We start from the raw sequence: 21,278 nt of genomic DNA on the forward strand, positions 1-21,278 counted from the left end.
GGCTAGGGGTTATCGGATGGCAGCCATTCGCGCACCTGATCGACAAAGCGCTCGGGGTCTATTGGCTTGGAGATGTAGCCATTAAATCCCGCCTGAAGAATTTCCTGTTCGTCGCCTTCCATGGAGAACGCCGTGATTGCGACCACGGGGAGGCAGGCCAGCAGAGGATCTGCGCGCAGGGCCCGGAGCAGCTGATAGCCGTCCATCTCGGGCATCTGGATATCGCTCAGGATCAGATCCAGATGAGCACCAAGGCCAAGTGCTGTATTCAAGCCCTGAAGGCCATCCTCTGCCCGAAAGACCTGGAAACCATAATGTTCCAGAAGGTATGCCGCGAGCTCGAGGCTTGCCTGATCATCTTCGACTAGCAGGATCGCGGCATTCATCATCACGTCCCCGGTAAGCGCAATAGGAATTCAGAGCCCTCAGCGCCAGAGCTCCTGAGACTGATATCGCCGCCCAGCTGTGTTGCCAGTTTCTGGCTCAGATAAAGCCCCAGCCCCGTGCCTTCTGTGCGGCGGGACGAAAGCACCCCCCGGGAGAATGGCTGGAACAGGTTCTGTTGCGCGGCGGGATCAATTCCGGGACCGGTATCACGTACCGACACCGCAGGCTGGCCCTGATCGTCACGGACCAATGTGACTTGCACCCCGCCCTCACTGGTGAACTTCAGGCCGTTGCTGATCAGGTTCATCAGGATCTGGCTCAGCGCGCGCCGGTCGGTGTTCAGGTTGATGGGCTGGTCCGGGAGGTGCAAGGTCAGTTGCAGGCTTTTTTCCCGGGCTTGCAGGCTGAAGGTGCCGTGCAGCTCCTCCAGTAACTGGTTCAGGTTGACCGGCTCAGGATTCAGCTCCAGCTTTCCGGCATCAATCTTGGCCACGTCGAGTAAGTCATTGATGAGTGAGAGCAGGTGTTGTGCGCTGGACCGAACGGTGCCGAGCTGCTTTTCCTGATCATCGTTCAGGGGGCCGGGAAGCCGCATTAACAGGGTGCCAGTGAATCCGATGATGGCATTGAGGGGGGTGCGGAGTTCATGGCTCATGCTCGCCAGAAACTGGTCTTTGGCTTTGTTGGCCATGGCGAGTTCCTGATTTTTTTCCTGGAGCGCGCGCTCAAAGCGCTTGCGCTCTGTGATGTCCCGGATCGCACTGGAGACCAGCAGGCCCTCTTCGGTTTCCAGTGGGCTGAGGCTGATTTCGATGGGAAATTCAATCCCGCCCTGGCGGAGCCCGAAAAGCTCCAGTCCCATGCCCATCGGGCGTACACGCGGGTCGGCAAAAAAGCCGGAGCGATGGCCAACGTGGTTGCCCCGGTACCGCTGGGGCATGAGAATTTCGACGTTCTCACCAATCAGGTCATCCCGATGGTAGCCAAACAGCAATTCGGCCTGGGAGTTGACCAGTACGATCTGGCCATCCTGCTTTACGATCACAATGGCATCCGGCGCCGATTCGAGAAGTCCGCGGAATTTTTGCTCGGCCCGCCTCAGTTCGGAGACATCCCGAATGACGGTGACGGTCAAGGGGGTGCCGTGAATCAGGACCGGGCTCTGGATGAGTTCGACCGGGAAGGAAAAACCGTTGCCTGAACGGCAAAGCCCCTGGCTGGAACGGCTGTGATCCTGGTCATGGGAGTCAAGGCTGAGTGCCCGGTTGTCACTGTCGGTCAGCTCGATGAGATCTGCCAGTGACTGGCCCATGGCTTCTGCCCTGGGATATCCCAGTAAGGCTTCTGCTCCAGGATTCCAGTCCTGAACGATGCCGGCAGGTGACAGCAGGACAACGGCATCTGCTGAGGGAGGTCTGAAAGTGGTGCTCTCCGTTTTCACAACGATGCGCTCCCTGCTGTCTGAAAAGTGTACGTACTCCCCACGGAAACAAGTATGGTCAATATGCCCGGATTTGCCAGTGGAAGGCATCATAGGTGATAAGGGCAACTACCCACGGTTCCTGGCCGCGTCGGATTCGGGTTTGGCGGCCGAATAGGCTATAATCGCCGGTTTTAACGACGCATCTGCAAGGCACTGATCGTGATTGTATTTGACCAGGTAGAAAAGTCGTACCAGGTGGCGGGCCGGGCGATCCCCGCGCTTCATCCCACCAGTATGACCATCGAAACCGGTGAGGTGTTCGGCATCGTCGGCCACTCCGGTGCAGGCAAGTCCACGCTTGTCCGGCTGATCAACAGGCTGGAGCCCTCCACTGGCGGTCGCATTCTCATCGACGATGAGGATATTACCCGTTACAGCGCCGCCGAGTTGCGGGCGTTCCGGCGCAAGGTCGGCATGATTTTCCAGCACTTCAATCTGCTGGCATCCAAGACCGTGGCGGACAATATTGCATTCCCTATGAAGCTGGCGGGCATTTACTCGAAGGCTGACATTCGCAGCCGCGTTGACGAATTGCTGGCCCGGGTCAGCCTCAGTGATCATGCCAGTAAATACCCGTCTCAGTTGTCCGGGGGACAAAAGCAGCGTGTTGGTATTGCCCGGGCGCTGGCCTGTCGGCCTACAATCCTGTTGTGCGATGAGGCCACCAGCGCGCTGGACCCGCAAACCACTCAGTCGGTGTTAAAACTGCTGGCGGACCTTAACCGGGAACTGGGTTTGACCATTGTTCTGATTACCCACGAAATGGACGTGGTTCGCCGGGTCTGTGACCGGGTCGCGGTGATGGATGCCGGGCGTGTAGTGGAGATGGGGCCGGTCAGTGAGGTGTTCCTGCACCCGCAACATCCGACCACCCGGGATTTTGTGTTTGAAAGTGAGAACGTAGACCACGATGAGCTGCAGGAAGACCTGCAAAAGGCGGAAGGTCGTATTCTGCGCCTGACCTTCAAGGGTGAATCTACCTACCGGCCCCTGCTGGGCAGTGTCGCCCGGGAATCGGGGGTTGATTTCAGTATCCTGTCTGGTCGCATTGATCACATCAAGGATACGCCCTACGGTCAGCTCACCCTGTCGCTGGTTGGTGGCGATCTCGAGGTCGCCATGAAGGCCCTGGAAGCGGCTGAGGTTCATGTGGAGGTGGTGCGCTGATGGAAGCCTTGATGGAAACCCTGATGGGGAACGTGGACTGGGCCGAAATCGGCTGGGCCAGCTGGGATACTCTGGTGATGGTGGGCATGTCGCTGCTGTTCAGTGTCCTGATTGGCCTGCCGATCGGTGTGCTGCTGTTCCTCACCGGCAAGCGCCAGTTGCTGGAGCAACCTGTGGCCTATGCTGTCCTGTCCTTCATTGTGAACGTGTTGCGCTCGGTGCCTTTCATCATTCTGCTGATTGTGATGATTCCGTTCACCGTCATGCTGATTGGTACGTCTCTGGGGGTCGCGGGAGCGATACCACCGTTGGTGGCCGGTGGTGCGCCCTTCTTTGCCCGGCTTGTGGAAACCTCTCTGAGGGAGGTGGACCGGGGAATCATTGAGGCAACCCAGGCCATGGGGGCGAATGTGCGCCAGATCATCTTCGGTGCCTTGCTGCCGGAAGCGCTTCCCGGCATTATCGCGGGTATTACCGTAACGGCGATTACCCTGGTGTCCTACGCGGCTATGTCTGGTGTGATTGGCGGTGGTGGCTTGGGGGATCTGGCGATTCGTTTCGGGTATCAGCGCTTCCAGACCGACGTGATGGTAATCACGGTGGCCTTGCTGGTGATCTTTGTGCAGGTGTTGCAGATGGCAGGTGATCGCCTGGTTCTGCATTTCAGCCGAAAATAATTAACGCAGGAGATTTGTGATGAACCTGAAGAAAACCCTGGTGGCTCTGGCCGCTGTTGCAACCTTTTCCTCAGCCACCAGCGCAGAGACGCTGTCTGTTGCTGCTACACCGGTACCCCATGCGGAGCTGCTGGAATTTGTGAAGCCGGCACTGGCAGAGCAGGGTGTGGAACTGGACGTAAAGGTCTTTACAGACTACGTGCAGCCCAATATTCAGGTCGATCAGAAGCGGATGGACGCTAACTTCTTCCAGCACCAGCCATACCTCGATGAATTCAATGCCGGTCGTGGCACCAGTCTGGTGACCGTTACTGGTGTTCACATCGAGCCATTTGGTGCTTACTCCAACAAGATCAAGTCTCTGGATGAGCTGGAAGAAGGCGCTGTCGTGGCGATTCCCAACGATCCCACCAACGGTGGCCGCGCTCTGCTACTGCTTCAGAAAGCCGGGCTTATCACTCTGAAAGATGAAAGCAAGATCACCGCAACACCGCGGGACATCGCTGACAACCCCAAAGATCTGGACTTCAAGGAACTCGAAGCCGCTACCCTGCCTCGTATCCTGAATCAGGTTGATGTGGCGCTGATCAACACCAACTATGCTCTGGAAGCGGGTTTGAATCCGTCGGAAGATGCCATGGTCATTGAGGGCTCTGAGTCTCCCTACGTGAACATTCTGGTTGCCCGTCCGGACAACAAGGACAGCGCTGCCATGAAGAAACTGTCGGATGCCCTGACATCAGACGCCGTAAAAGACTTCATCAAGAAAAAGTATGAAGGTGCGGTTGTTCCGGCATTCTGAGATGCTAAGTCTTTGATCTCCAGTGTATCTGGGGAAATAAAAGGGCAGCCCACGGGCTGCCCTTTTTGCAGCTTGCCAGGGTGTTAATCGCCACTCCAGTTGGTGCGGGGGTCCGGCGTCATTCTCAGGTAAGATTTCACGGCCTTGTAGCCTTTCGGGAAGCGCTTCCGGATCTCCTCTTCGTCCTGCAGTGACGGAACAATCACCACATCGCTGCCGCTTTCCCAGTTTCCTGGTGTCGCTACACGATGCTCATCGGTCAGTTGCAGGGAATCAATGACTCGCAACACCTCGTTGAAATTGCGGCCGGTCGAGGCAGGGTAAGTAATGATCAGCCGCACTTTCTTGTTTGGATCGATGATGAAGAGTGAACGAACCGTCAGGCTGTCACTGGCGTTTGGGTGGATCATGTCGTAAAGCTCAGACACCTTGCGATCATGGTCTGCAATGATCGGGAAGTTAACCGTACAACCCTGGGTTTCGTTGATGTCTCTGATCCAGTCGTGATGCGAATCGACCGGGTCGACACTCAAGGCAATCGCTTTGACGTTGCGCCTGCTGAACTCGTCTCTCAGCTTGGCTGTCAGGCCCAGTTCGGTGGTACAGACCGGTGTAAAATCGGCCGGGTGGGAAAACAATACGCCCCAGCCATCGCCGAGCCATTCGTGGAAGCGAATCCGCCCTTCTGTGGAATCCTGTTCAAAATCCGGTGCAGTATCTCCAAGACGTAGACTCATAATAACTCTCCTTCGACATGGGGGTTGGCAAACGAGTGCCGCGCGCCAGCGTTCTCAGTCGTTGTTATCTGATCAGTGTATACGAGTATTGGTGGTGATGGATGAGCCAGTTTCAAGGGGGCCTTGATCTGGCTCATCCTGCGTCTTGCTCACCTCCTTATGAACAAGACGACGGCGGGGGGCTATTCCACGCCGAGGGTCTTCTGCTTGTCGAAATGTTCCCGGGTGAGTTTGAACACAACGGGGCTCAGCAACAGCAGTCCGATCAGGTTGGGCAGGGCCATCATCGCATTGAGCGTGTCCGCCACCAGCCATATGAAGTCCAGGCTGATAGTGGCACCGATGGGAATGGCGACGATCCACAGCACCCGGTAAGGAAGAATGGCTTTTATGCCAAACAGGAACTCGATGCAGCGTTCGCCATAGAAGGACCAGCCCAGAATGGTGGTGAAGGCAAAGATAGCCAGCGCAATGGCCACCACATAGTTGCCAAAGCCTGGCAATCCGGCTTCAAACGCCAGGGAAGTCAGGGCCGCGCCAGTTTCGCCGGAGGTCCAGACCCCGGAGGTAATGATGACCAGGCCGGTAATGGAACAGACGATGATGGTGTCAATGAAGGTGCCGAGCATGGCCACCATGCCTTGCTTGACCGGATTGCGAGTCTGGGCGGCCGCATGGGCAATGGGAGCGGAGCCCAGCCCGGCTTCGTTTGAGAAAACCCCACGGGCGACACCAAAGCGGATGGCAGCCCACACCGCTGCGCCGGCAAAGCCGCCTTCGGCCGCCGCCGGGCTGAAGGCATAGCTGAACACCATGCTGATGGCGTCGGGAATCTGATTGGCATTGATGGCCAGAACGATCAGACCAATCATGACATAAGAGACCGCCATGAACGGCACCAGGGCGCTGGCTACCTGGCCGATACGCTTGATGCCTCCGATCAGCACCATCCCCACCAGAAACATCAGAACGACGCCGGTGACCCAGTGCGGCAGGTCGAAGTTGGATTCCAGGACATCCGCTACGGAGTTCGCCTGCACGGTATTGCCAATCCCGAAGGCGGCAATGGCGGCGAAAACGGCGAACAGAACGCCCAGCCACGCCCACTTGCCGCCCAGACCGTTGCGGATGTAGTACATCGGGCCACCAACGTGGTTGCCTCGCTCGTCCACTTCCCGGAAACGGACTGCCAGAACGGCCTCCGAGTACTTGGTCGCCATGCCGACCAGCGCGGTAAGCCACATCCAGAACAGGGCGCCGGGACCGCCCAGGAACACGGCCGTTGCAACGCCGGCAATATTGCCTGTTCCGACCGTGGCCGACAGTGCTGTCATCAGGGCCTGGAAAGGTGGAATGTCGCCATCGTCGTCATCCCCTCGTGCCCGGCCACTCCACATCAGCCGGAAGCCGGCACGCAGTTTCATGATTGGCATCAATTTCAGGCCAATACTCAGAAACAGGCCAACACCCAGAATCATCACCAGCATGGGAGGACCCCATACCAGTCCATTGATTTCACTTATAAAATTGGAAATGGCTTCCATGGGTTCTCCCACTGTTTACCACGGATGAATCAGGATAAATGAGCCCTTTGGGGGCATAACCTATTGAGTTTAGTCGACAAATCCTGTGTGTAAACCGTTTTCAGACCAGTGGTTTTTCATTTTTCTTTCTTTTGCCTATGTTTAAGAGAGGGATGCAGGGTCTGACTGACTGTGAGGTAAATGTTGATGCGCTCATTGAAAATATCCGAAGTGATGTGGAACCACATTGAACCGATCCGCTGCGGTACGCCGGTTACCCGGGTGGTGAAGAGCCTTCTGGATAATCATGTTACCGGCTTGCCGGTGGTGGATGACCAGCGGCACGTGCTCGGGTTTGTCTCAGAGCAGGACTGTATTCATTCCCTGCTGGTCAGCAACTACCACCACGAGGGGGATCCCATCGTGGATGATGTGATGTTCCGGCAGCCACTGACGGTGTCGCCCGCGATGTCTGTGGTGGACCTTGCCCAGAACCTGGGAGCGGGAAAGCCCAAGGTATACCCTGTGGTGGATCATGGAAAACTGGTCGGGATTGTGACCCGGACAGCGATTCTGGCGGAGTTGGCCAAGTCAGGTTTCAGCGTGGGGAACGCCCGTTTTGCGGGCGCCGAAGAGTGACCGGACTCAGGTGCGGAAGCCCCAGAGCAGGCTAACGTCGATGGATGGCAGGATCTCGGGCTCTTCGGGGCTGCGCACGTTGTATTCCAGCATGCTGGTATCACGTTCCAGGGTTCCGTTGTATCGGTTGCCATGTGTGTCGAAAATGGCCTGGACGAAGGGGCCTCGGGCGAGTACGGCCCGGCGGGTGACTACGCCGACCTCGTTATTGACCAACCGCACCAGCATGCCCGGCGGATGATCACCCAGCACCTGTAAGAGTGCGCGGGGAATGGCGGGTCGGAACTTGCCATCGGCCAGAGTGGCAATCAGCTTGCGGGCTTCGGCAATGTTCATCCGCTTACGGTATGCCCGCCGGGTAATCATGGCCACGTAACGTTCTGACAGGGCCAGAATCTCAGCTTCGGGCAGAATGTCAGCACCGCTAAGCCCGTTGGGGTACCCGGACCCATCAGCCTGTTCATGATGCTGGGCGATGATCCGCAGCAGCAGCGGGTTGGTAATCCCTGCGGCTTTAAGCGCCTCGATGCTTCGCGTTGGGTGTCTGCGGATCACCGCCCTCTGTTCATCGGTAAGGACTTTGTTGGAGGCATTCAGTTGATCGGCAACGGGCACGAGGGCCAGGTTGGCGGTCAGCGCAGCAGCGCCCAGCACGCTGGCCCGCTTGTTGTCGAGCCCGAATTGCCTGGCAACGAGGTGGCAAAGTATGCCGTAAAACAGGATCTGCTCGTGGATCGTTGGGCTGATGGAATAAAGGTGGATCAGGGCCAGAGTGGCGTCGGGCGCTTCCTGGCAGGCATTGTCCAGCCTCTGGCTTAACTCCAGCAAGCGTTTCTGGGCAGTGGGATCTCCCGAAGTGATGGCTTCCAGGGTGGATTCCAGTGCATTAAGCAGGGCACCATAGTCGGCAAACGGGTTGCAGTTACCGGCGGCTTCGACAACCTCTTCCCCGGGTTTCGCGATGTTGCGCGGTTTGAAGCGGCCACGTTCGAATAACTGCTCAAGCTGGCTGTTGGTCTGGATGACATACCCCTGACGCAAGAGGATATTGCCATCGCCGTCAAACACATCCCAGGGTAAGGGTTTGCCAATGGTGAGCGCCCCGGGGGCAATGCGTATCAGATCCGCCAAAGTCCTGTTTCCCCGATGACTGGTTCAGACAGAAAGTCTAATCGCAAGTCGAAAACGTTACCAGTTGCTGACAGGGCCCGATTCAGGTGGCGTAGCTATCGTCGGCGTCTTTGGATGAGGGAGTTGCGGTAGCCGCCAGGAGCGCTGCGGAGTCTGTGCTGCGTTTTTGCAGAAGATGTGCGAACTCCAGAAGTAAATCGCGGTCTTCCTGAAGTAGTGAAATAAAAATCGTATTCAGGGCCACCTGTTGGGAGTCGTGGTGGCCTGTGCCGGATTCAGAGACCGAGAAGATATCGGACATTGAGAAATTGAGCGCGTGGGAGATGCGGTAAAGAAGATCCAGGCTGGGTTTGGCAATATCACGCTCAATCCTTGACAGGTTTCCCACGTAAGAATCGGTTTGTTCTGCAAGCTCAGCCAGCGTAAGACCTTTCTGCTGCCTCAGTTGCCTTAGTGCGTGACCTAAACTCATAAATGCCCTGTCCCGATAGAGGCACAATGATAGCGATGCCTTAAAACTTTAACAAAGGTGTTAAAAGCAAATACTATATTACCAATATGCCTTATATGCATTTCTCTATGGATATGTAGTATATATTGTCAGTATAGTTCCAATATTCTCATGGCGAGGCGAAAACGAAGCTTGAGAGACCTCTCCCGATGACTTTGAATGAATCTGAGAGTGGAGCCCGATTATCGTGTCGGAAGATACTGGTTTTGAGTTTTTTCCGGTCTGTGATGTTGCCACAGGCACATTGCACTGGGTCGATGTGGTGGACTCGGGGCTGTCAGGGCTGGCTGTTGCCGAGGATGCCCTGGTCCATGATTTGGGATGGCTTGAACAGATGGCGGCTGACAGCACCCTGTCGTTTGCACTTCGGGGACTGACAAAGCCGGGCAACACAGCGGACCGGCTACTGGAGTTGCTCCGGTCTCACCGTCTGGACCCGGGCCGTATTCAGCTGGAGCTGAGTTCGTCAGAGTTGCAAGGAGACCCGGCCGCCTGCGCTTCCGTGTCTGAACTGTATAGCCGGGGTTTCCGGCTGTCTGTAGGGGCTTTCCTGACCGATGACGCCGGATTCTGGACGCTCTCGAACCCTCATATCCATGCGATCAAATGCGACTGGAATCATCTCATGAGACTCGAATCGTCTGAACTCCGCCAACGTTTTCTGAAAGGCCTGATCGGGTTGTGCGAGGCCCTGCGCAAGCAATTGGTGGTTGCCGGTGTGGATTGTGACACCGTGTTACAGCAGCTGGTCGCGCTGGGCGTCAAACTGGTACAAGGCCGGGCCGTCGCTGGTCCATACAAAGACGCGGGATTTCTCACTGACTTGCCTTCTCTGGCTTGAAATTATGCTTTTAAGGCATAAATAGTGAGAGCTTAAAGTTTAGGGGCATTTTGGGTGGATACAAAACACAGGCCGGTCGAGGCTTTGTCAACGGAAGCCCGGTTGCAGGCCATTCTGCGTGCAACCAAAGCCGGTACCTGGGAATGGAATCCGGATTCCGGTGAGATTCTGGTTAATGACCAGTGGTGGCATATGCTGGGCTACTACGGGCGATCAGGGGGGGCGATTTCCTTTCACGAGTGGGAGCGGCTGTGTCATCCGGATGACCTGAAACTGGCCCACCATGAGCTGGCGGAGCATCTGGCCAGACGATCGCCGGATTACAACGTCACATTGCGTATGGAGCATGCGCAGGGCCATTGGTGCTGGATCCACAGCCGTGGCATGCGAATTCCCGAGTCTGAACTGTTGAGTAAAGATATCTGGGTGATGGGTACCCATCAGGACATCAGTCATCAGATGGGGTTGAAGCACAAGCTTGAAAAACTCGCCGATTCCGTCCCCGGAGTCGTTTACACGTTCACCTCCAGCCCGGAAAAACCCTGCCGTTTTACCTACATCAGCCCCACCTCGGAACAGTTTCTGGGTGTGGCGCCCGCAGACGCCATAGAAAACCCGGAAAATGTGGTGAAGGTGGTTCATCCGGGGGATCAGGACCGGGTCAGAAGGGCGGTTGTTGAGGGTGTACAGGCGTTGAAAAGCTGGCAATGCGATTACCGGATCTGTCTGCGGGGGCAATCTCGCTGGATGAGGGCCATGGCCTGTCCGGAGGTGGAAAACAGCGAGGCAGTGGCCTGGCACGGAATGGTTGTGGACATTGACGACCAGAAACAGCTGGAGAGGGAACTTGAACACCTGTCTGTCACGGATGAGCTGACCGGTTTGTACAATCGCCGGTATTTTATGCAGCGCCTCGATGAAGCGTTGGCTGAGAGTACCCGTTATCAGACGCCCTACGCGTTGCTGAGCCTGGACGTTGACCGTTTTAAGGTGATCAACGATACACTGGGCCACCTGGCCGGCGACGCGGCACTGCGGCTACTGGCGCAGGTGCTGGGTCGTCGGGCCCGGCGAACGGACCTGGTGGCCCGGGTCGGGGGGGAGGAGTTCGTGTTGCTGATGCCGCAGACCGGATTGCAGGACGCAGAAGCACTGGCGGAGCAGGTTCGTCAACTTGTGGAACAAACCCCGTTTGAACTTCAGGATGGGCAGCGTATCCGGCTTACCCTGAGTGGCGGCGTGGTTTCCTGGCAAGGTGCGGTGGCAGACACGTCGAAGATTCTGGGGTTGTGCGACCGTCTGTTATACCAGGCCAAAAGTCAGGGGCGGAATCAAGTCCTTGTGGCCCGGATCTGATGCCAGAGGCGTGTCCCCTTGCCTCTGGTGGCTGAACACCAGAGCGCACACCGGTTTACCGGAAACGGACCACCAGTTCATGCAGTTCGCTGGCAATCTCGCGCAGGCGCAGGTTGGCTGAGGTGGTCTGAGAGCCCGCGCTGAGGTTCTGATCGGCGAGTTGGGAGATACGGTCGACCTGGGCGCTGATTTCGTCGGACACCTGGCTTTGTTGTTCTACGGCCGCTGACATCTGGATGGAACGGTCTGCGATCTCACCAATGACATCGACAACCTGATCCAGATACGACTCGGTCTGTTGCATGTGACGCAGGCTTTCACCGGCCACGCGATCGCCCTGCTCCGCCACCAGAACAGAGGCGTCGCTCTGTTTGATCAGGTCGGTGAGGATGCCGTGGATTTCATGGGTGGATTCACTGGTTTTCGCGGCCAGCTTCCGGACTTCGTCGGCAACCACCGAGAACCCCCGTCCATGCTCCCCGGCTCTGGCCGCCTCAATGGCGGCATTGAGCGCCAGCAGATTGGTCTGCCCGGCAATCTGCTCAATGAGCTCAGCCGCCGTGGCAATCTCCCGGGTCTTGCTGGCCTGTTTTTCAACCTGGGTGTTGATGGCGGTTACGGTTTCCCGGAGGTTCTCGATAGAACCTCGGGTGCTCGACACGGTTTCTTTGCCGGCCAGGGTGGTTTGTCGTGCGGACTCCGCGCTTTGCGACGTCTCCTGCACGTTGGCAGATACCTCGGCAATGGTGGTCGACATCTCATGGGCAGCTGTCGCGACCTGAGCGCTTTCTTCCTGTTGCTCCCGGAGAGCCGTTTCACAACGCTCTGACAACGCCAGCGTATCGGAGGTTGTCTCTGAGACTTGCCGGGCGGCATCCTCAAGCCGGGTTAGCACGGCATCAAGGTGTGCCCTCTGGCTGAGGGCGGCGACTTTCAGTCGGCCCCATCGCTGAGGGTCGTCGGTGTAGGTCTGGCTGGCCAGCGCATCGGAAAAGGCGTTGCCGAGAGAGGCTTCAACTTCATGCAGCCGTTGTTTCTCCAGAACATGATCCCACCCGGCCAGGGTGAGAACACCGGCCAGGAGACTCAGGGCCGACAATGAGGGTAAGTCCAGAGCGTACAATGAAGCTGACACAACCAACAGGGCGCCCAGGCCAGCCACGCGCCAGGGAATCCGTTTCCAGAGTGAGTGCGGGGGCCGCCCCTTTCGCAGGCGATGGTAAAGAGCTGCGGCACGCTCCACATCTGCTTTCTCAGGGCAGGAGCGTACCGACTCGTAGCCGATAATCTCACCGTTGTCCGTGACCGGCGTAACGTAGGCGCTGACCCAGTAGTAATCCCCGTTTTTGCACCGGTTCTTGACCAGACCCATCCAGGGCTTGCCGGCTTTGAGGTAAGACCACATGTTGGCGTAAGCCTCTGGCGGCATATCCGGATGACGAACGATGTTGTGAGGTTGTCCGATCAGCTCTTCCCGTGAGAACCCACTTACCTCTACAAACGCCTTGTTGCAGTGGCGAATGTGTCCCTTTAGGTCGGTAGACGAGATCAGTTTGGTGTCACGAGAGAACGTGCGCTCAGTGTCGGTAACTGGCAGGTTTCTCTTCATCCTGGGTGCCACTTCTTACGAGTGTTGTTTAATGAGAATATGCGAACAATTGCAGAAGTAAAGTAAGTGCCGGGCTGTCGTCGACACAAACACGAGGCTGATGTCAGGTGGGTGTAGTTAAAAAGTGCCAAATATGCATAAAATAGACGGCTTTTTAACTAAGCGGCATCATCTGATCGGGAGGGGTGGCGCCAGCAGATTTGTAAAAAAACGTAGTGAGTCAGGGAACCTCTGACCTCATTCGTCTATTCTGAAATCGTCTTCGTTGGCCACTACTGTCAGAATCAACATGTTCTATCGCCTCAGGACGGACTTTCGTCTGTCAATCATTACCTTGCTTGGCGCAAGTGCGGTCCTTGGCATTACGCCGTTTGCGGTCATGCGATTTCTGCAGAATGATCTGCTGGCCGGGCTGGTCGATCTGTTTATCCTGCTGGGTATTGTCTCGGGCGTACTCTACGCCTGGGCAACGGGAGATACCCGTCGCAGTGGTCTGGTGCTGGCGGTCATCGCTTCAGGTGGCTCGGTTGCCGTGGGTTCGGTGGTTGGCGAGGCGGGTTTGTTCTGGCTCTATCCCTGTCTGGTCACGACCTTCTTTCTGGTACACCCCAGGGTGGCCATTGGCCTGAGTGTAGCCTCGGTACTGGCCTTAATGATGATCGAAACGGCGTTCAGCTCCCAGATACAGATGTGGTCGTTTGCGACCACCGCCGTGGTGGTCAGTGCCAGTGCCTACGTGTTTGCTCACCGGAATCACAGCCAGCGCCGGCGCCTGGAGCATCTGGCGACTATTGATCCCCTGACGGGCGTCAAGAACCGGCGTTCAATGGATGAGGAACTGGACCTGGCGGCCGCCAATGCAGAGCGTTCAGGGCTGCCCTACGCGTTGGTGTTGCTGGATATCGACCATTTCAAAAAGATCAACGACCTCTATGGCCATGGTGTCGGTGACGACGTGCTGAACGATCTGGTTGCGCTGTTAGAAAGCCATACCCGCTGGTCTGATCAGTTGTTCCGGTATGGGGGGGAAGAGTTTGTGTTGTTGTTGCCGGGCGTGGATGGCGTTAACCTGCGGGCGGTGATGAATAATCTGCAGCAGGTTCTGCGAAAGCACCTGAAGCATCCCGGGGGCCCGGTGACCGCCTCGTTTGGTGTTGCGCTTCTTGGTCATGGTGAAGGGGTGGGGCATTGGCTGGACCGGGCCGACCATGCGCTATACCGCGCCAAGGAATGTGGCCGGGACCGGATTGTCTATGCCGAGGAGGCCGATTCGCCGGAGCCCGACCTTGCCTCGTCCGACCCTAGTTGTGCACCGGGTTAAAGCGAAACAGCCGCCAACCCAGAAGCAGGCTGGCGGACGTCAGCCCTGCAGTCAGCCCCACCCAGAAGCCGGCGGCCCCCATTGCGGGCCAAAGGGTGTCGGTAAAAGTCAGGGCATAACCCAGCGGAAGACCCACGCCCCAGAATGAAAACAGCATGATGAACATGGGAATGCGGGTGTCTTTGTAGCCGCGCAACGCGCTGATACAGGTGACCTGAATGACATCCGCGATCTGGAACATGGCAGCAAACGTCAGCAGCCGAATGGTCACGGCCTGAACCTCAGGGTCGCCCGAATACAAGCGGGCAATGGCGCCGGAGAACACAAACAGCAGTGTGGCAAACAGTAACGCAACGGTGGAAGCCAGTATCAGCGAACTGCGGGAGATCAGCCGGGCGGAATCCGGTGAGCGGGCACCCACCAGAAAACTGACCCGCAGAGTCAGCGCCATGCCAATGCTGAGCGGCAGCATGAACAACAGGGAGGTTACGTTGAGGGCGATCTGGTGACCGGCGACCACGATCGGACCCAACGGAGCCAGGAACAGGGCAATAACCGAGAACATGCTGGCTTCGACGAAAATGGTGAAACCAATGGGTACACCCACCTTCAGAATGTAGAGAATCCCGGGCCAATGTGGTTTTACCCAATCGGCAATCAGGTGAAACTGCCGGAAGGTGCGGCTGCGATTCAGGTACGTCAGCATGCCGATGGCCGCGACGCCGTTCGAGATCGCGGTTGCCCATCCACACCCCACACCGCCCATGGCAGGCAACCCGAATTTGCCGTAGATGAGCACGTAGTTCAGGGGGAGGTTAATCAGCGTGCCTAGCACAGAAAAGGCCATGATAACGCGGGTGTGCCCCAGGCCGTCGGTCAGGCCCCGGAGCGCGTTGATCAACAGCAGTGCAGGGATGCCCCAGGCAAAGGCGTCCAGATAGCCCTGGGTGATGCCGGCCGTCTGAGGGTCCAGTTTCAGCAGGGCGAGCACCGGGTGAACGTTGGTGAGCAACAGGGCCATGACCACGGTGCCAGCCGCGGCGATGTAAATCCCCTGCCATGTGGCCGGCATGATCTTCCCGGGTGTGCGCGCTCCGTTGTAGCCGGAGATGATGGGCTGCAGTGCGCCGAGCATACCCATGAAAAACAGGAACAAGGGCATCCAGAGGCTGCTGCCGATACCGACGCCAGCCAGGTCTTCCGCACTGGCGTGCCCGGCCATGACGGTGTCGATCACACCATTGGCCATCTGGGCGAGTTGGGCGATCAGGATAGGGCCACCCAGAACGGCCAGGGTTTTCCACTCGGCGAGCGTGCGCTGAATCAGGGGCTGGCGGACTTCGGGGAGGGGTTGATGGGTTTCATCCATGGCGTTTTTGTAATCCTGAAAAGTCTCTTGGCTCATCCAGCGGGACTGCGCATCTTACCTCAGCAGGGCCGTTTGGGCTTATAAGGATTTCCCCCGTTTTCGGCCCGCTGAAATATCCGGCAGAAAGCAGTAAAGTATGGCGCCGATTTCTGACAGGACTGATCATGCTCACATTGATTCTGGTTACCGTGCTCTGGGCATTTTCATTCAGCCTGATTGGAGAGTTTCTGGCCGGGCAGGTCGACAGTGACTTTGCGGTGCTCAGCCGGGTCCTGCTCGCGGCGGCGTTGTTTCTCCCGTTTACCCGCTGGCGGGGTGTACCCGGGGGAATGCGGCTGGGCATTCTGGTTACCGGGATGCTCCAGTTCGGCGTTACGTATCTGTGCCTGTACCGTTCATTCAGTTACCTGACGGTGCCGGAAGTCCTGCTGTTTACCATTTTTACGCCCCTGTACATCACCCTGATTGACGATGCCCTGGCTCGTCGATTTTCACCCGTTGCCCTGTTGGCCGCTGCGATTGCCACGGTGGGGGCGGGGATTATCCGGTACGACGGCCTGAGTGATGAATTTGTGACCGGTTTTCTCCTGCTTCAGGTGGCCAACTTCACCTTTGCGGCCGGGCAGGTGGGGTATAAGCACGTGATGCAGCGTTATTCCCTCGCGCTGCCGGGGTACCGTACCTTTGGGTACTTCTTCTTTGGGGCTTTGCTGGTTGCCCTCCCCTCGTTCCTGATTTTTGGTGATCCGGATAAGTTACCGGCCACGCCACTGCAGTGGGGCATTCTTGGCTGGTTGGGGTTGGCCGCTTCTGGTGTTGGTATGTATTTCTGGAATCGCAGTGCATGCCGTGTGGATGCCGGAACCCTTGCGATCATGAACAATGCACTGGTTCCCGCTGGGCTACTGGTCAATCTGTTGATCTGGAATCGAGATGCCGATTTGCTCCGGCTGGCGGTGGGTGGCTGCGTGATCGGGTTTTCACTATGGGTGAATGCTCGCTATCACCCGCGGGCAAGACTGGCGGTCACCCGTTGAGCACATGCCTTTCTGAACGTTGTTGTATCTCCTTGGACCGGTTACATGATTACGACATGACGTAACGGACTGGCCATTTCCTTGATATGTATCTATAACTACCCTGTAGCGGCTTTTTCTCCTGGCCACGGATCCGATAGCGACTATGCGCAAGAACCTCCCTGTCACCCAGCGTGAGATACCGATCCCCGACGGTATGCGGCTGATCAGTACGACTAACCTCAAAGGTGTCATCACCTATTGTGACGATGACTTTGTCTCCATCAGCGGGTTCAACCGGGATGAACTGATTGGCCAGGCCCACAACCTGATTCGACACCCGGATATGCCGCCCGCGGTTTTTGCCGATATGTGGGCCTACCTCAAGGCCGGCAAGGCCTGGATGGGGGTAGTCAAAAACCGTGCAAAGTCGGGAGATCATTATTGGGTCAGTGCCTACGTCACTCCCATTCGTGAAGGCGACGACATCGTGGGGTATGAGTCGGTCCGTGTGGCTGCAAGCCGGGACCAGGTGGCCCGGGCCGAGCGACTGTACCGGAAGTTGTCGCAGGGGCGTCTGGCTCCTTCCTGGTGCAGCAAAGGTCTTTCGATCCTTCGTTCCGGGTGGCCGATGGCGCTGCCTCTGGCCGCCAGTCTGGTGGCACTGGCGCTCGATTCTCCCGTGCTGGCCGTATTGCTGGTTGTGATTGGTCACGCCCTGGGATTCTCGATGATTTTTCGCTCGTTCTCCCGCCGCATTGAGCGGCTTCTGGCCTTGCGCCAGGACGCCTTTCAGGATCCGCTTGTGGCGCGTACTTACAGCGATGAGCGTGGTTTGATGTCGCGGCTGGCCCTGGTGTTGTTGAGCGAGGATGCCCGCATACGGACAGCACTGGCGCGCATTGATGATCAGGCTGAGCAATTGCTGGAACAGGCCAGGGCATCTCACCGCTACATCAGCGAAGGTGCTGCCGCGATCGCCCGCCAACGTGCGGAGACCGACCAGACCGCGTCTGCCATCCACGAGATGACGGTGTCTATCCAGGAAGTGGTCGAGGCCCTCAACCATAACGCACAGGAAACCGAGCAGGCGCGTTGCCAGGCCCACGAAGGAGCCGAAAGAAGCGGCGAAGCGCTGGGTGCCATTGAACAGTTGGTGACGCAGGTGCAGGGTATTGGTGAGTCGGTGGGCAAGCTGGGGCAATCAACCCAGAGTATCGGCGAAGCCGCCGATTTGATCAGTGCCATTGCCGACCAGACGAACCTGCTGGCTCTGAACGCGGCGATTGAAGCCGCAAGAGCCGGGGAGCAGGGGCGTGGATTTGCTGTGGTGGCGGATGAAGTCCGCTCTCTGGCACAACGAACCCGGGAATCGACCCTGCGAATCAATGAGGTGGTTGAGGTGTTTCGGGCGCAGGTCGGTGAGACCGTCGAGGCCACGGAAGCCGGCGAAAAAATTGCGGTTGAAGGCCTGAGCCGGGTGCAGGGTGCCGTAGGCTCGCTGAATGCGATTGTGGGGTCCGTCGACCGGATTTCAGAGAGCTTCATTACCATGTCGGCTGCCTTTGAAGAGCAAAGCCAGGTTTCGGAAGAGATCAATCAGCAGGTGGTGAACATTGCGACGCTGGCGGATCAGAGTGATGAACAGGCCGGTTCGGCGCGTGAGAGCAGCGACATGCTGAGCCGGATGGCGCTCGGCCTGAAAGAACTTGTTGCCCGATTTGTCAATAAAACCGGTTGATTAGCGGTTTTTCCCTGGGGCATCAGCCATTGAGTGCCCCCGCCCCTTGCCCGCCAGCACTGGCATCATGCCGCCAGTGCTGGCAGAATCCCGCACCAATAGCCCGCTCCCTGAGCCGGGCAATCTGACAATCCGTAATTTCCTCAGCCAAAAGCACAGGAAGCAATCACATGACACAGTCCAACTCCGCAGCCGACAGCGGTAACGGCGCTCGCGGACTCTGGTCTTCCAAGCTCGCGTTTATTCTGGCGGCTACCGGGTCTGCCGTAGGCCTGGGTAACGTCTGGAAGTTCCCGTACGTAACCGGTGAGAACGGCGGTGGTGCCTTCGTTCTGGTTTATCTGCTCTGCATCGCCATCATTGGTATCCCGATCATGATGGCCGAAGTCTTTATCGGCCGGAACGGACGCCACAACCCGATCACCAGTTTCCGTCTGGTGGCCGAGCGCAACCTGGCGTCTCCCGCCTGGCGTATTTCTGCCATTGTCGGCATGCTGGCCGCATTTATCATTTTGTCGTTCTATTCGGTCATTGGTGGCTGGGCAGCCTCCTACATCGGCCATGCGGCGGCGGGTGATTTCACCGGTGGCACTGCAGAATCGGTGGGTGAACTGTTTGGCGGCCTTCTGGGCAGCCCGGTCCAGCTTCTGGGATGGCACACGCTGTTCATGGCTCTGGTGGTTCTGGTGGTATCCCGTGGGCTGAAAAGTGGCCTGGAACGGGCGGTTACCATTCTGATGCCGGCACTGTTCTTCCTGCTTCTTCTGGTTGTTGGTTACGCAACCACCACGGGGCATTTTGGTGAGGCGGTCAGCTTCCTGTTCAATCCCAACTTTGAGGCCCTGACGGTCAAAGGTGTCCTGGTTGCTCTGGGGCATGCGTTCTTTACCCTGAGTCTGGGGATGGCCATCATGATGGCCTATGGTTCCTATCTGGGCCGTGATATCTCCATTGGCCGCACGGCAGTCAGCGTTGCTCTTATGGATACCGTGGTTGCGCTGATGGCGGGGCTGGCGATTTTCCCGGTGGTGTTTGCCAATGGTCTTGAGGCCAGTGCCGGCCCCGGCCTGATCTTCCAGACCCTGCCGCTGGCCTTCGGTAACATGCCTATGGGCAGTTTCTTTGGCACTCTGTTTTTCGTGCTGCTGCTCTTTGCCGCGTGGACCTCTGGTATTTCGCTGCTGGAGCCGGTGGTTGAATGGGTTGAGGAGAGGTCCCGTCTGGGCCGCACCGGCAGTGCCATTCTTGTTGGCGTGCTCTGCTGGGCGCTGGGCATCGTGTCCATCCTGTCGCTGAATATCTGGTCGGATGTCACGCCGCTGGGCATGTTTGCGGCGTTTGAAGGCAAAACGATGTTTGATCTGCTGGATTATTTCACGGCGAATTTCATGCTGCCGCTGTCCGGGCTGCTGACCGCGCTGTTTGTCGGCTGGTTCGTGGCTAAGGAATCGCTGCAGGGCGATCTGGCCCTGAGTGGCGGTGCGTTTAGCCTCTGGTATAACCTGCTCCGCTTTGTGACGCCCGTTGCGGTTGTGATTGTGTTTATCTACAACCTGACGGCGTGAGGCGTTCGCCAATAAAACAAAACCCCCGTCCCGGTCTGTGACCTTGGGCGGGGGTATTTTTTTAACCTTCAGTACTCATCTTCTTCATTCTCACTGCCCTGATCCATCGTTTCCCGCAATTGCTCAAGGTAAGGCCGAACCACCTGTTTGTCGTGTTCTGAGGCATTCCTTCGGATAGACTGGGCGTTCTCAAACATGGCCGCGCTTTGCTCCGCAGCCTCTCGCATTTGGGATTTTACCGACTCAGGCAGGTTGGGGTCATTCTCCATTTCGGCAAAGGCACGCTCCATTTCCGCTCGATCCGGTGTCATATCCTCCTGCCCCTCCATTTCGAGGGCCATCCAGGTGTTGAGGATTTGGTCACCTGTCCGGGCCCAGGCTTCAGGCGTCGAGAAGCCGAAGTCTTCAACCAGATCGTCCAGGTCGTCATACATTTCATGCCCTTTCACCATCTCGACCATGGAAGCCATAATACGGTTATTGACCTGATGGTCGTCGTCCTCAGACTCTTCCAGGGAGTCAATGAACGCCTGATGTTTATCGCCCAGCGGTTGCACGGCTTTCATGCTTGCGATGAAGGAGGTCACGTCTTTTTCGGTCAGATCCTGACTGTAAGCGCCCGGCGCAAGTGCGAGGCATAACAAACACAGCGTGGCTGTCACCAGGCGGCGCTGAAGGTGGGAAAAAAGATGAGTCATGGTGCACTCCTTGCGAATGAGTTCCTGTAAGTGTCCGCAAAGAGTAATCTCAGGCCCTGAAAGTTTCCAGCCCCGTCAGACTTTTCCGCCCAGCAGAATCCGGACGGCGGTGCAGGCGTCCTCAAGTTCGTCATCCCGCGGCTCGCGGCCACCAATGATGTCGCTGTACAGGCAGGATTCAGCTATGCGCACCATAAAGTAGGACAAGCTCTGGATGTTCATGGGCGGGCTCAGGTGGCCGGCCCGCACTTCGTCTTTGAGCAAGCGGGTGTTCACCTCCACCGTACGCGCGTGCAAGGTGGAGTGGGAAGACGTGAGCATCTTCAGGGCGTATTCCGGGTCCTGATGCAGGAACTTTCTCAGGGGGGAGAAGTGCAGGATGGTGGTATTGATGTGACGGAAGACGCCTACCACATAGTCAACGCCATGGCCGGGTGTGATTTCCCGGGCCTCTTTGTAGAGAGGCTCATACAGCGACCAGAGGATTTCGCCAATCAGCAGATCCCGGTTCCCCACCCAGCGGAAGAGCGTGGCACGCCCGATGTGCAGGTCGTCCGCCAGGGCGGCGAGGCTGATTTTCTCCCCTTTGAGCCACATGCGGCGTGCACGTCTGAAGGCGTCCAGGGGGGTGGTTTTGGCGATTGGTGTGGTCACTTCGGTCCCTTTAGCTGGTTTGGAACCATTCTATCGGTTGCGGGGGCCCGG

Annotated in this window: 20 protein-coding genes; 10 read left to right on the forward strand and 10 right to left on the reverse strand. The window is 57.5% G+C overall.

The window, feature by feature from the left end; translation table 11 throughout:
• Window positions 1-2 precede the first annotated feature (2 nt).
• Both K325_RS0110275 and K325_RS0110280 read right to left on the reverse strand, forming a co-directional pair.
• A complete protein-coding gene (locus tag K325_RS0110275; protein ID WP_228128436.1) occupies window positions 3-389 on the reverse strand; it encodes a response regulator in 387 nt (128 codons plus the stop codon).
• The gene (locus tag K325_RS0110280) at window positions 389-1,828 is read right to left on the reverse strand and encodes a PAS domain-containing sensor histidine kinase (RefSeq protein ID WP_228128437.1); all 1,440 of its coding nucleotides are present in this window, start codon (window positions 1,826-1,828) and stop codon (window positions 389-391) included. Before K325_RS0110280 ends, K325_RS0110275 begins: the two co-directional genes overlap by 1 nt.
• Window positions 1,829-2,029: 201 nt before the next feature.
• Here K325_RS0110280 and K325_RS0110285 point away from each other — a divergent pair, with 201 nt between their 5' ends.
• From K325_RS0110285 to K325_RS0110295, 3 genes are read left to right on the forward strand one after another with little or no spacing between them, the layout of a single operon-like run.
• Window positions 2,030-3,037 (forward strand): methionine ABC transporter ATP-binding protein, encoded by a 1,008-nt coding sequence (locus tag K325_RS0110285; RefSeq protein ID WP_029654180.1) that lies wholly within the window; start codon window positions 2,030-2,032, stop codon window positions 3,035-3,037.
• On the forward strand, window positions 3,037-3,714 hold the full coding sequence (locus tag K325_RS0110290) for a methionine ABC transporter permease (protein WP_029654181.1): 678 nt from the start codon (window positions 3,037-3,039) through the stop codon (window positions 3,712-3,714). The genes K325_RS0110285 and K325_RS0110290 overlap by 1 nt, the downstream gene beginning before the upstream one ends.
• A gap of 19 nt (window positions 3,715-3,733) precedes the next feature.
• Window positions 3,734-4,516, forward strand: a complete 783-nt coding sequence (locus K325_RS0110295) for a MetQ/NlpA family ABC transporter substrate-binding protein (RefSeq protein ID WP_029654182.1) — start codon at window positions 3,734-3,736, stop codon at window positions 4,514-4,516.
• Window positions 4,517-4,599: 83 nt separating this feature from the next.
• Here K325_RS0110295 and K325_RS0110300 read toward each other — a convergent pair whose 3' ends face one another.
• Together K325_RS0110300 and K325_RS0110305 are read right to left on the reverse strand one after the other, a co-directional pair.
• The gene (locus tag K325_RS0110300; protein ID WP_029654183.1) at window positions 4,600-5,253 is read right to left on the reverse strand and encodes a peroxiredoxin; all 654 of its coding nucleotides are present in this window, start codon (window positions 5,251-5,253) and stop codon (window positions 4,600-4,602) included.
• A 182-nt stretch (window positions 5,254-5,435) separates the two neighbouring features.
• Window positions 5,436-6,797 carry an alanine/glycine:cation symporter family protein gene (locus K325_RS0110305; RefSeq protein ID WP_029654184.1) on the reverse strand — a complete coding sequence of 454 codons (1,362 nt, stop codon included), beginning with the start codon at window positions 6,795-6,797 and terminating at the stop codon, window positions 5,436-5,438.
• Window positions 6,798-6,983: 186 nt separating this feature from the next.
• Between K325_RS0110305 and K325_RS0110310 the strand changes: the two genes are divergently transcribed.
• Window positions 6,984-7,415 (forward strand): CBS domain-containing protein, encoded by a 432-nt coding sequence (locus tag K325_RS0110310; RefSeq protein WP_029654185.1) that lies wholly within the window; start codon window positions 6,984-6,986, stop codon window positions 7,413-7,415.
• A gap of 6 nt (window positions 7,416-7,421) precedes the next feature.
• On the opposite strand, the gene K325_RS0110315 is transcribed toward K325_RS0110310, so the two are convergent.
• Both K325_RS0110315 and K325_RS0110320 read right to left on the reverse strand, forming a co-directional pair.
• Entirely contained in the window at window positions 7,422-8,546 is a 1,125-nt protein-coding gene (locus K325_RS0110315; protein ID WP_029654186.1) for an HD-GYP domain-containing protein, read from the reverse strand.
• 82 nt (window positions 8,547-8,628) lie between these two features.
• Window positions 8,629-9,018 carry a helix-turn-helix domain-containing protein gene (locus tag K325_RS0110320; protein WP_084694212.1) on the reverse strand — a complete coding sequence of 130 codons (390 nt, stop codon included), beginning with the start codon at window positions 9,016-9,018 and terminating at the stop codon, window positions 8,629-8,631.
• A gap of 226 nt (window positions 9,019-9,244) precedes the next feature.
• Here K325_RS0110320 and K325_RS0110325 point away from each other — a divergent pair, with 226 nt between their 5' ends.
• Together K325_RS0110325 and K325_RS0110330 are read left to right on the forward strand one after the other, a co-directional pair.
• On the forward strand, window positions 9,245-9,898 hold the full coding sequence (locus tag K325_RS0110325) for an EAL domain-containing protein (protein WP_029654188.1): 654 nt from the start codon (window positions 9,245-9,247) through the stop codon (window positions 9,896-9,898).
• Between the two features lie 54 nt (window positions 9,899-9,952).
• Complete coding sequence (locus K325_RS0110330; RefSeq protein ID WP_156836587.1) at window positions 9,953-11,254, forward strand: sensor domain-containing diguanylate cyclase; 1,302 nt, start codon at window positions 9,953-9,955, stop codon at window positions 11,252-11,254.
• A 55-nt stretch (window positions 11,255-11,309) separates the two neighbouring features.
• Here the strand turns inward: K325_RS0110330 and K325_RS0110335 are convergent, their stop codons facing one another.
• The gene (locus tag K325_RS0110335; protein WP_029654190.1) at window positions 11,310-12,863 is read right to left on the reverse strand and encodes a methyl-accepting chemotaxis protein; all 1,554 of its coding nucleotides are present in this window, start codon (window positions 12,861-12,863) and stop codon (window positions 11,310-11,312) included.
• Between the two features lie 289 nt (window positions 12,864-13,152).
• On the opposite strand from K325_RS0110335, the gene K325_RS0110340 reads away from it, so the two are divergent.
• Window positions 13,153-14,184, forward strand: a complete 1,032-nt coding sequence (locus tag K325_RS0110340; protein WP_036193391.1) for a GGDEF domain-containing protein — start codon at window positions 13,153-13,155, stop codon at window positions 14,182-14,184.
• Here the strand turns inward: K325_RS0110340 and K325_RS0110345 are convergent.
• Window positions 14,165-15,553 (reverse strand): MATE family efflux transporter, encoded by a 1,389-nt coding sequence (locus K325_RS0110345; protein ID WP_029654192.1) that lies wholly within the window; start codon window positions 15,551-15,553, stop codon window positions 14,165-14,167. The two genes, K325_RS0110340 and K325_RS0110345, sit on opposite strands and share 20 nt — an antisense overlap.
• 164 nt (window positions 15,554-15,717) lie before the next feature.
• On the opposite strand from K325_RS0110345, the gene K325_RS0110350 reads away from it, so the two are divergent.
• From K325_RS0110350 to K325_RS0110360, 3 genes are all read left to right on the forward strand, one after another.
• Entirely contained in the window at window positions 15,718-16,590 is an 873-nt protein-coding gene (locus tag K325_RS0110350; RefSeq protein ID WP_029654193.1) for a DMT family transporter, read from the forward strand.
• Between the two features lie 145 nt (window positions 16,591-16,735).
• Window positions 16,736-18,310 (forward strand): methyl-accepting chemotaxis protein, encoded by a 1,575-nt coding sequence (locus K325_RS0110355; protein WP_029654194.1) that lies wholly within the window; start codon window positions 16,736-16,738, stop codon window positions 18,308-18,310.
• Window positions 18,311-18,480: 170 nt separating this feature from the next.
• Window positions 18,481-19,875, forward strand: a complete 1,395-nt coding sequence (locus K325_RS0110360; protein WP_029654195.1) for a sodium-dependent transporter — start codon at window positions 18,481-18,483, stop codon at window positions 19,873-19,875.
• Between the two features lie 68 nt (window positions 19,876-19,943).
• Here K325_RS0110360 and K325_RS0110365 read toward each other — a convergent pair whose 3' ends face one another.
• Window positions 19,944-20,573, reverse strand: a complete 630-nt coding sequence (locus tag K325_RS0110365) for a hypothetical protein (protein WP_029654196.1) — start codon at window positions 20,571-20,573, stop codon at window positions 19,944-19,946.
• Window positions 20,574-20,648: 75 nt separating this feature from the next.
• Window positions 20,649-21,227, reverse strand: a complete 579-nt coding sequence (locus K325_RS0110370; protein ID WP_029654197.1) for a QsdR family transcriptional regulator — start codon at window positions 21,225-21,227, stop codon at window positions 20,649-20,651.
• Window positions 21,228-21,278: the final 51 nt, after the last annotated feature.

It is taken from the genome of Marinobacter daepoensis DSM 16072 (assembly GCF_000421165.1).
GTDB classification, from domain to species: Bacteria; Pseudomonadota; Gammaproteobacteria; order Pseudomonadales; family Oleiphilaceae; genus Marinobacter; species Marinobacter daepoensis.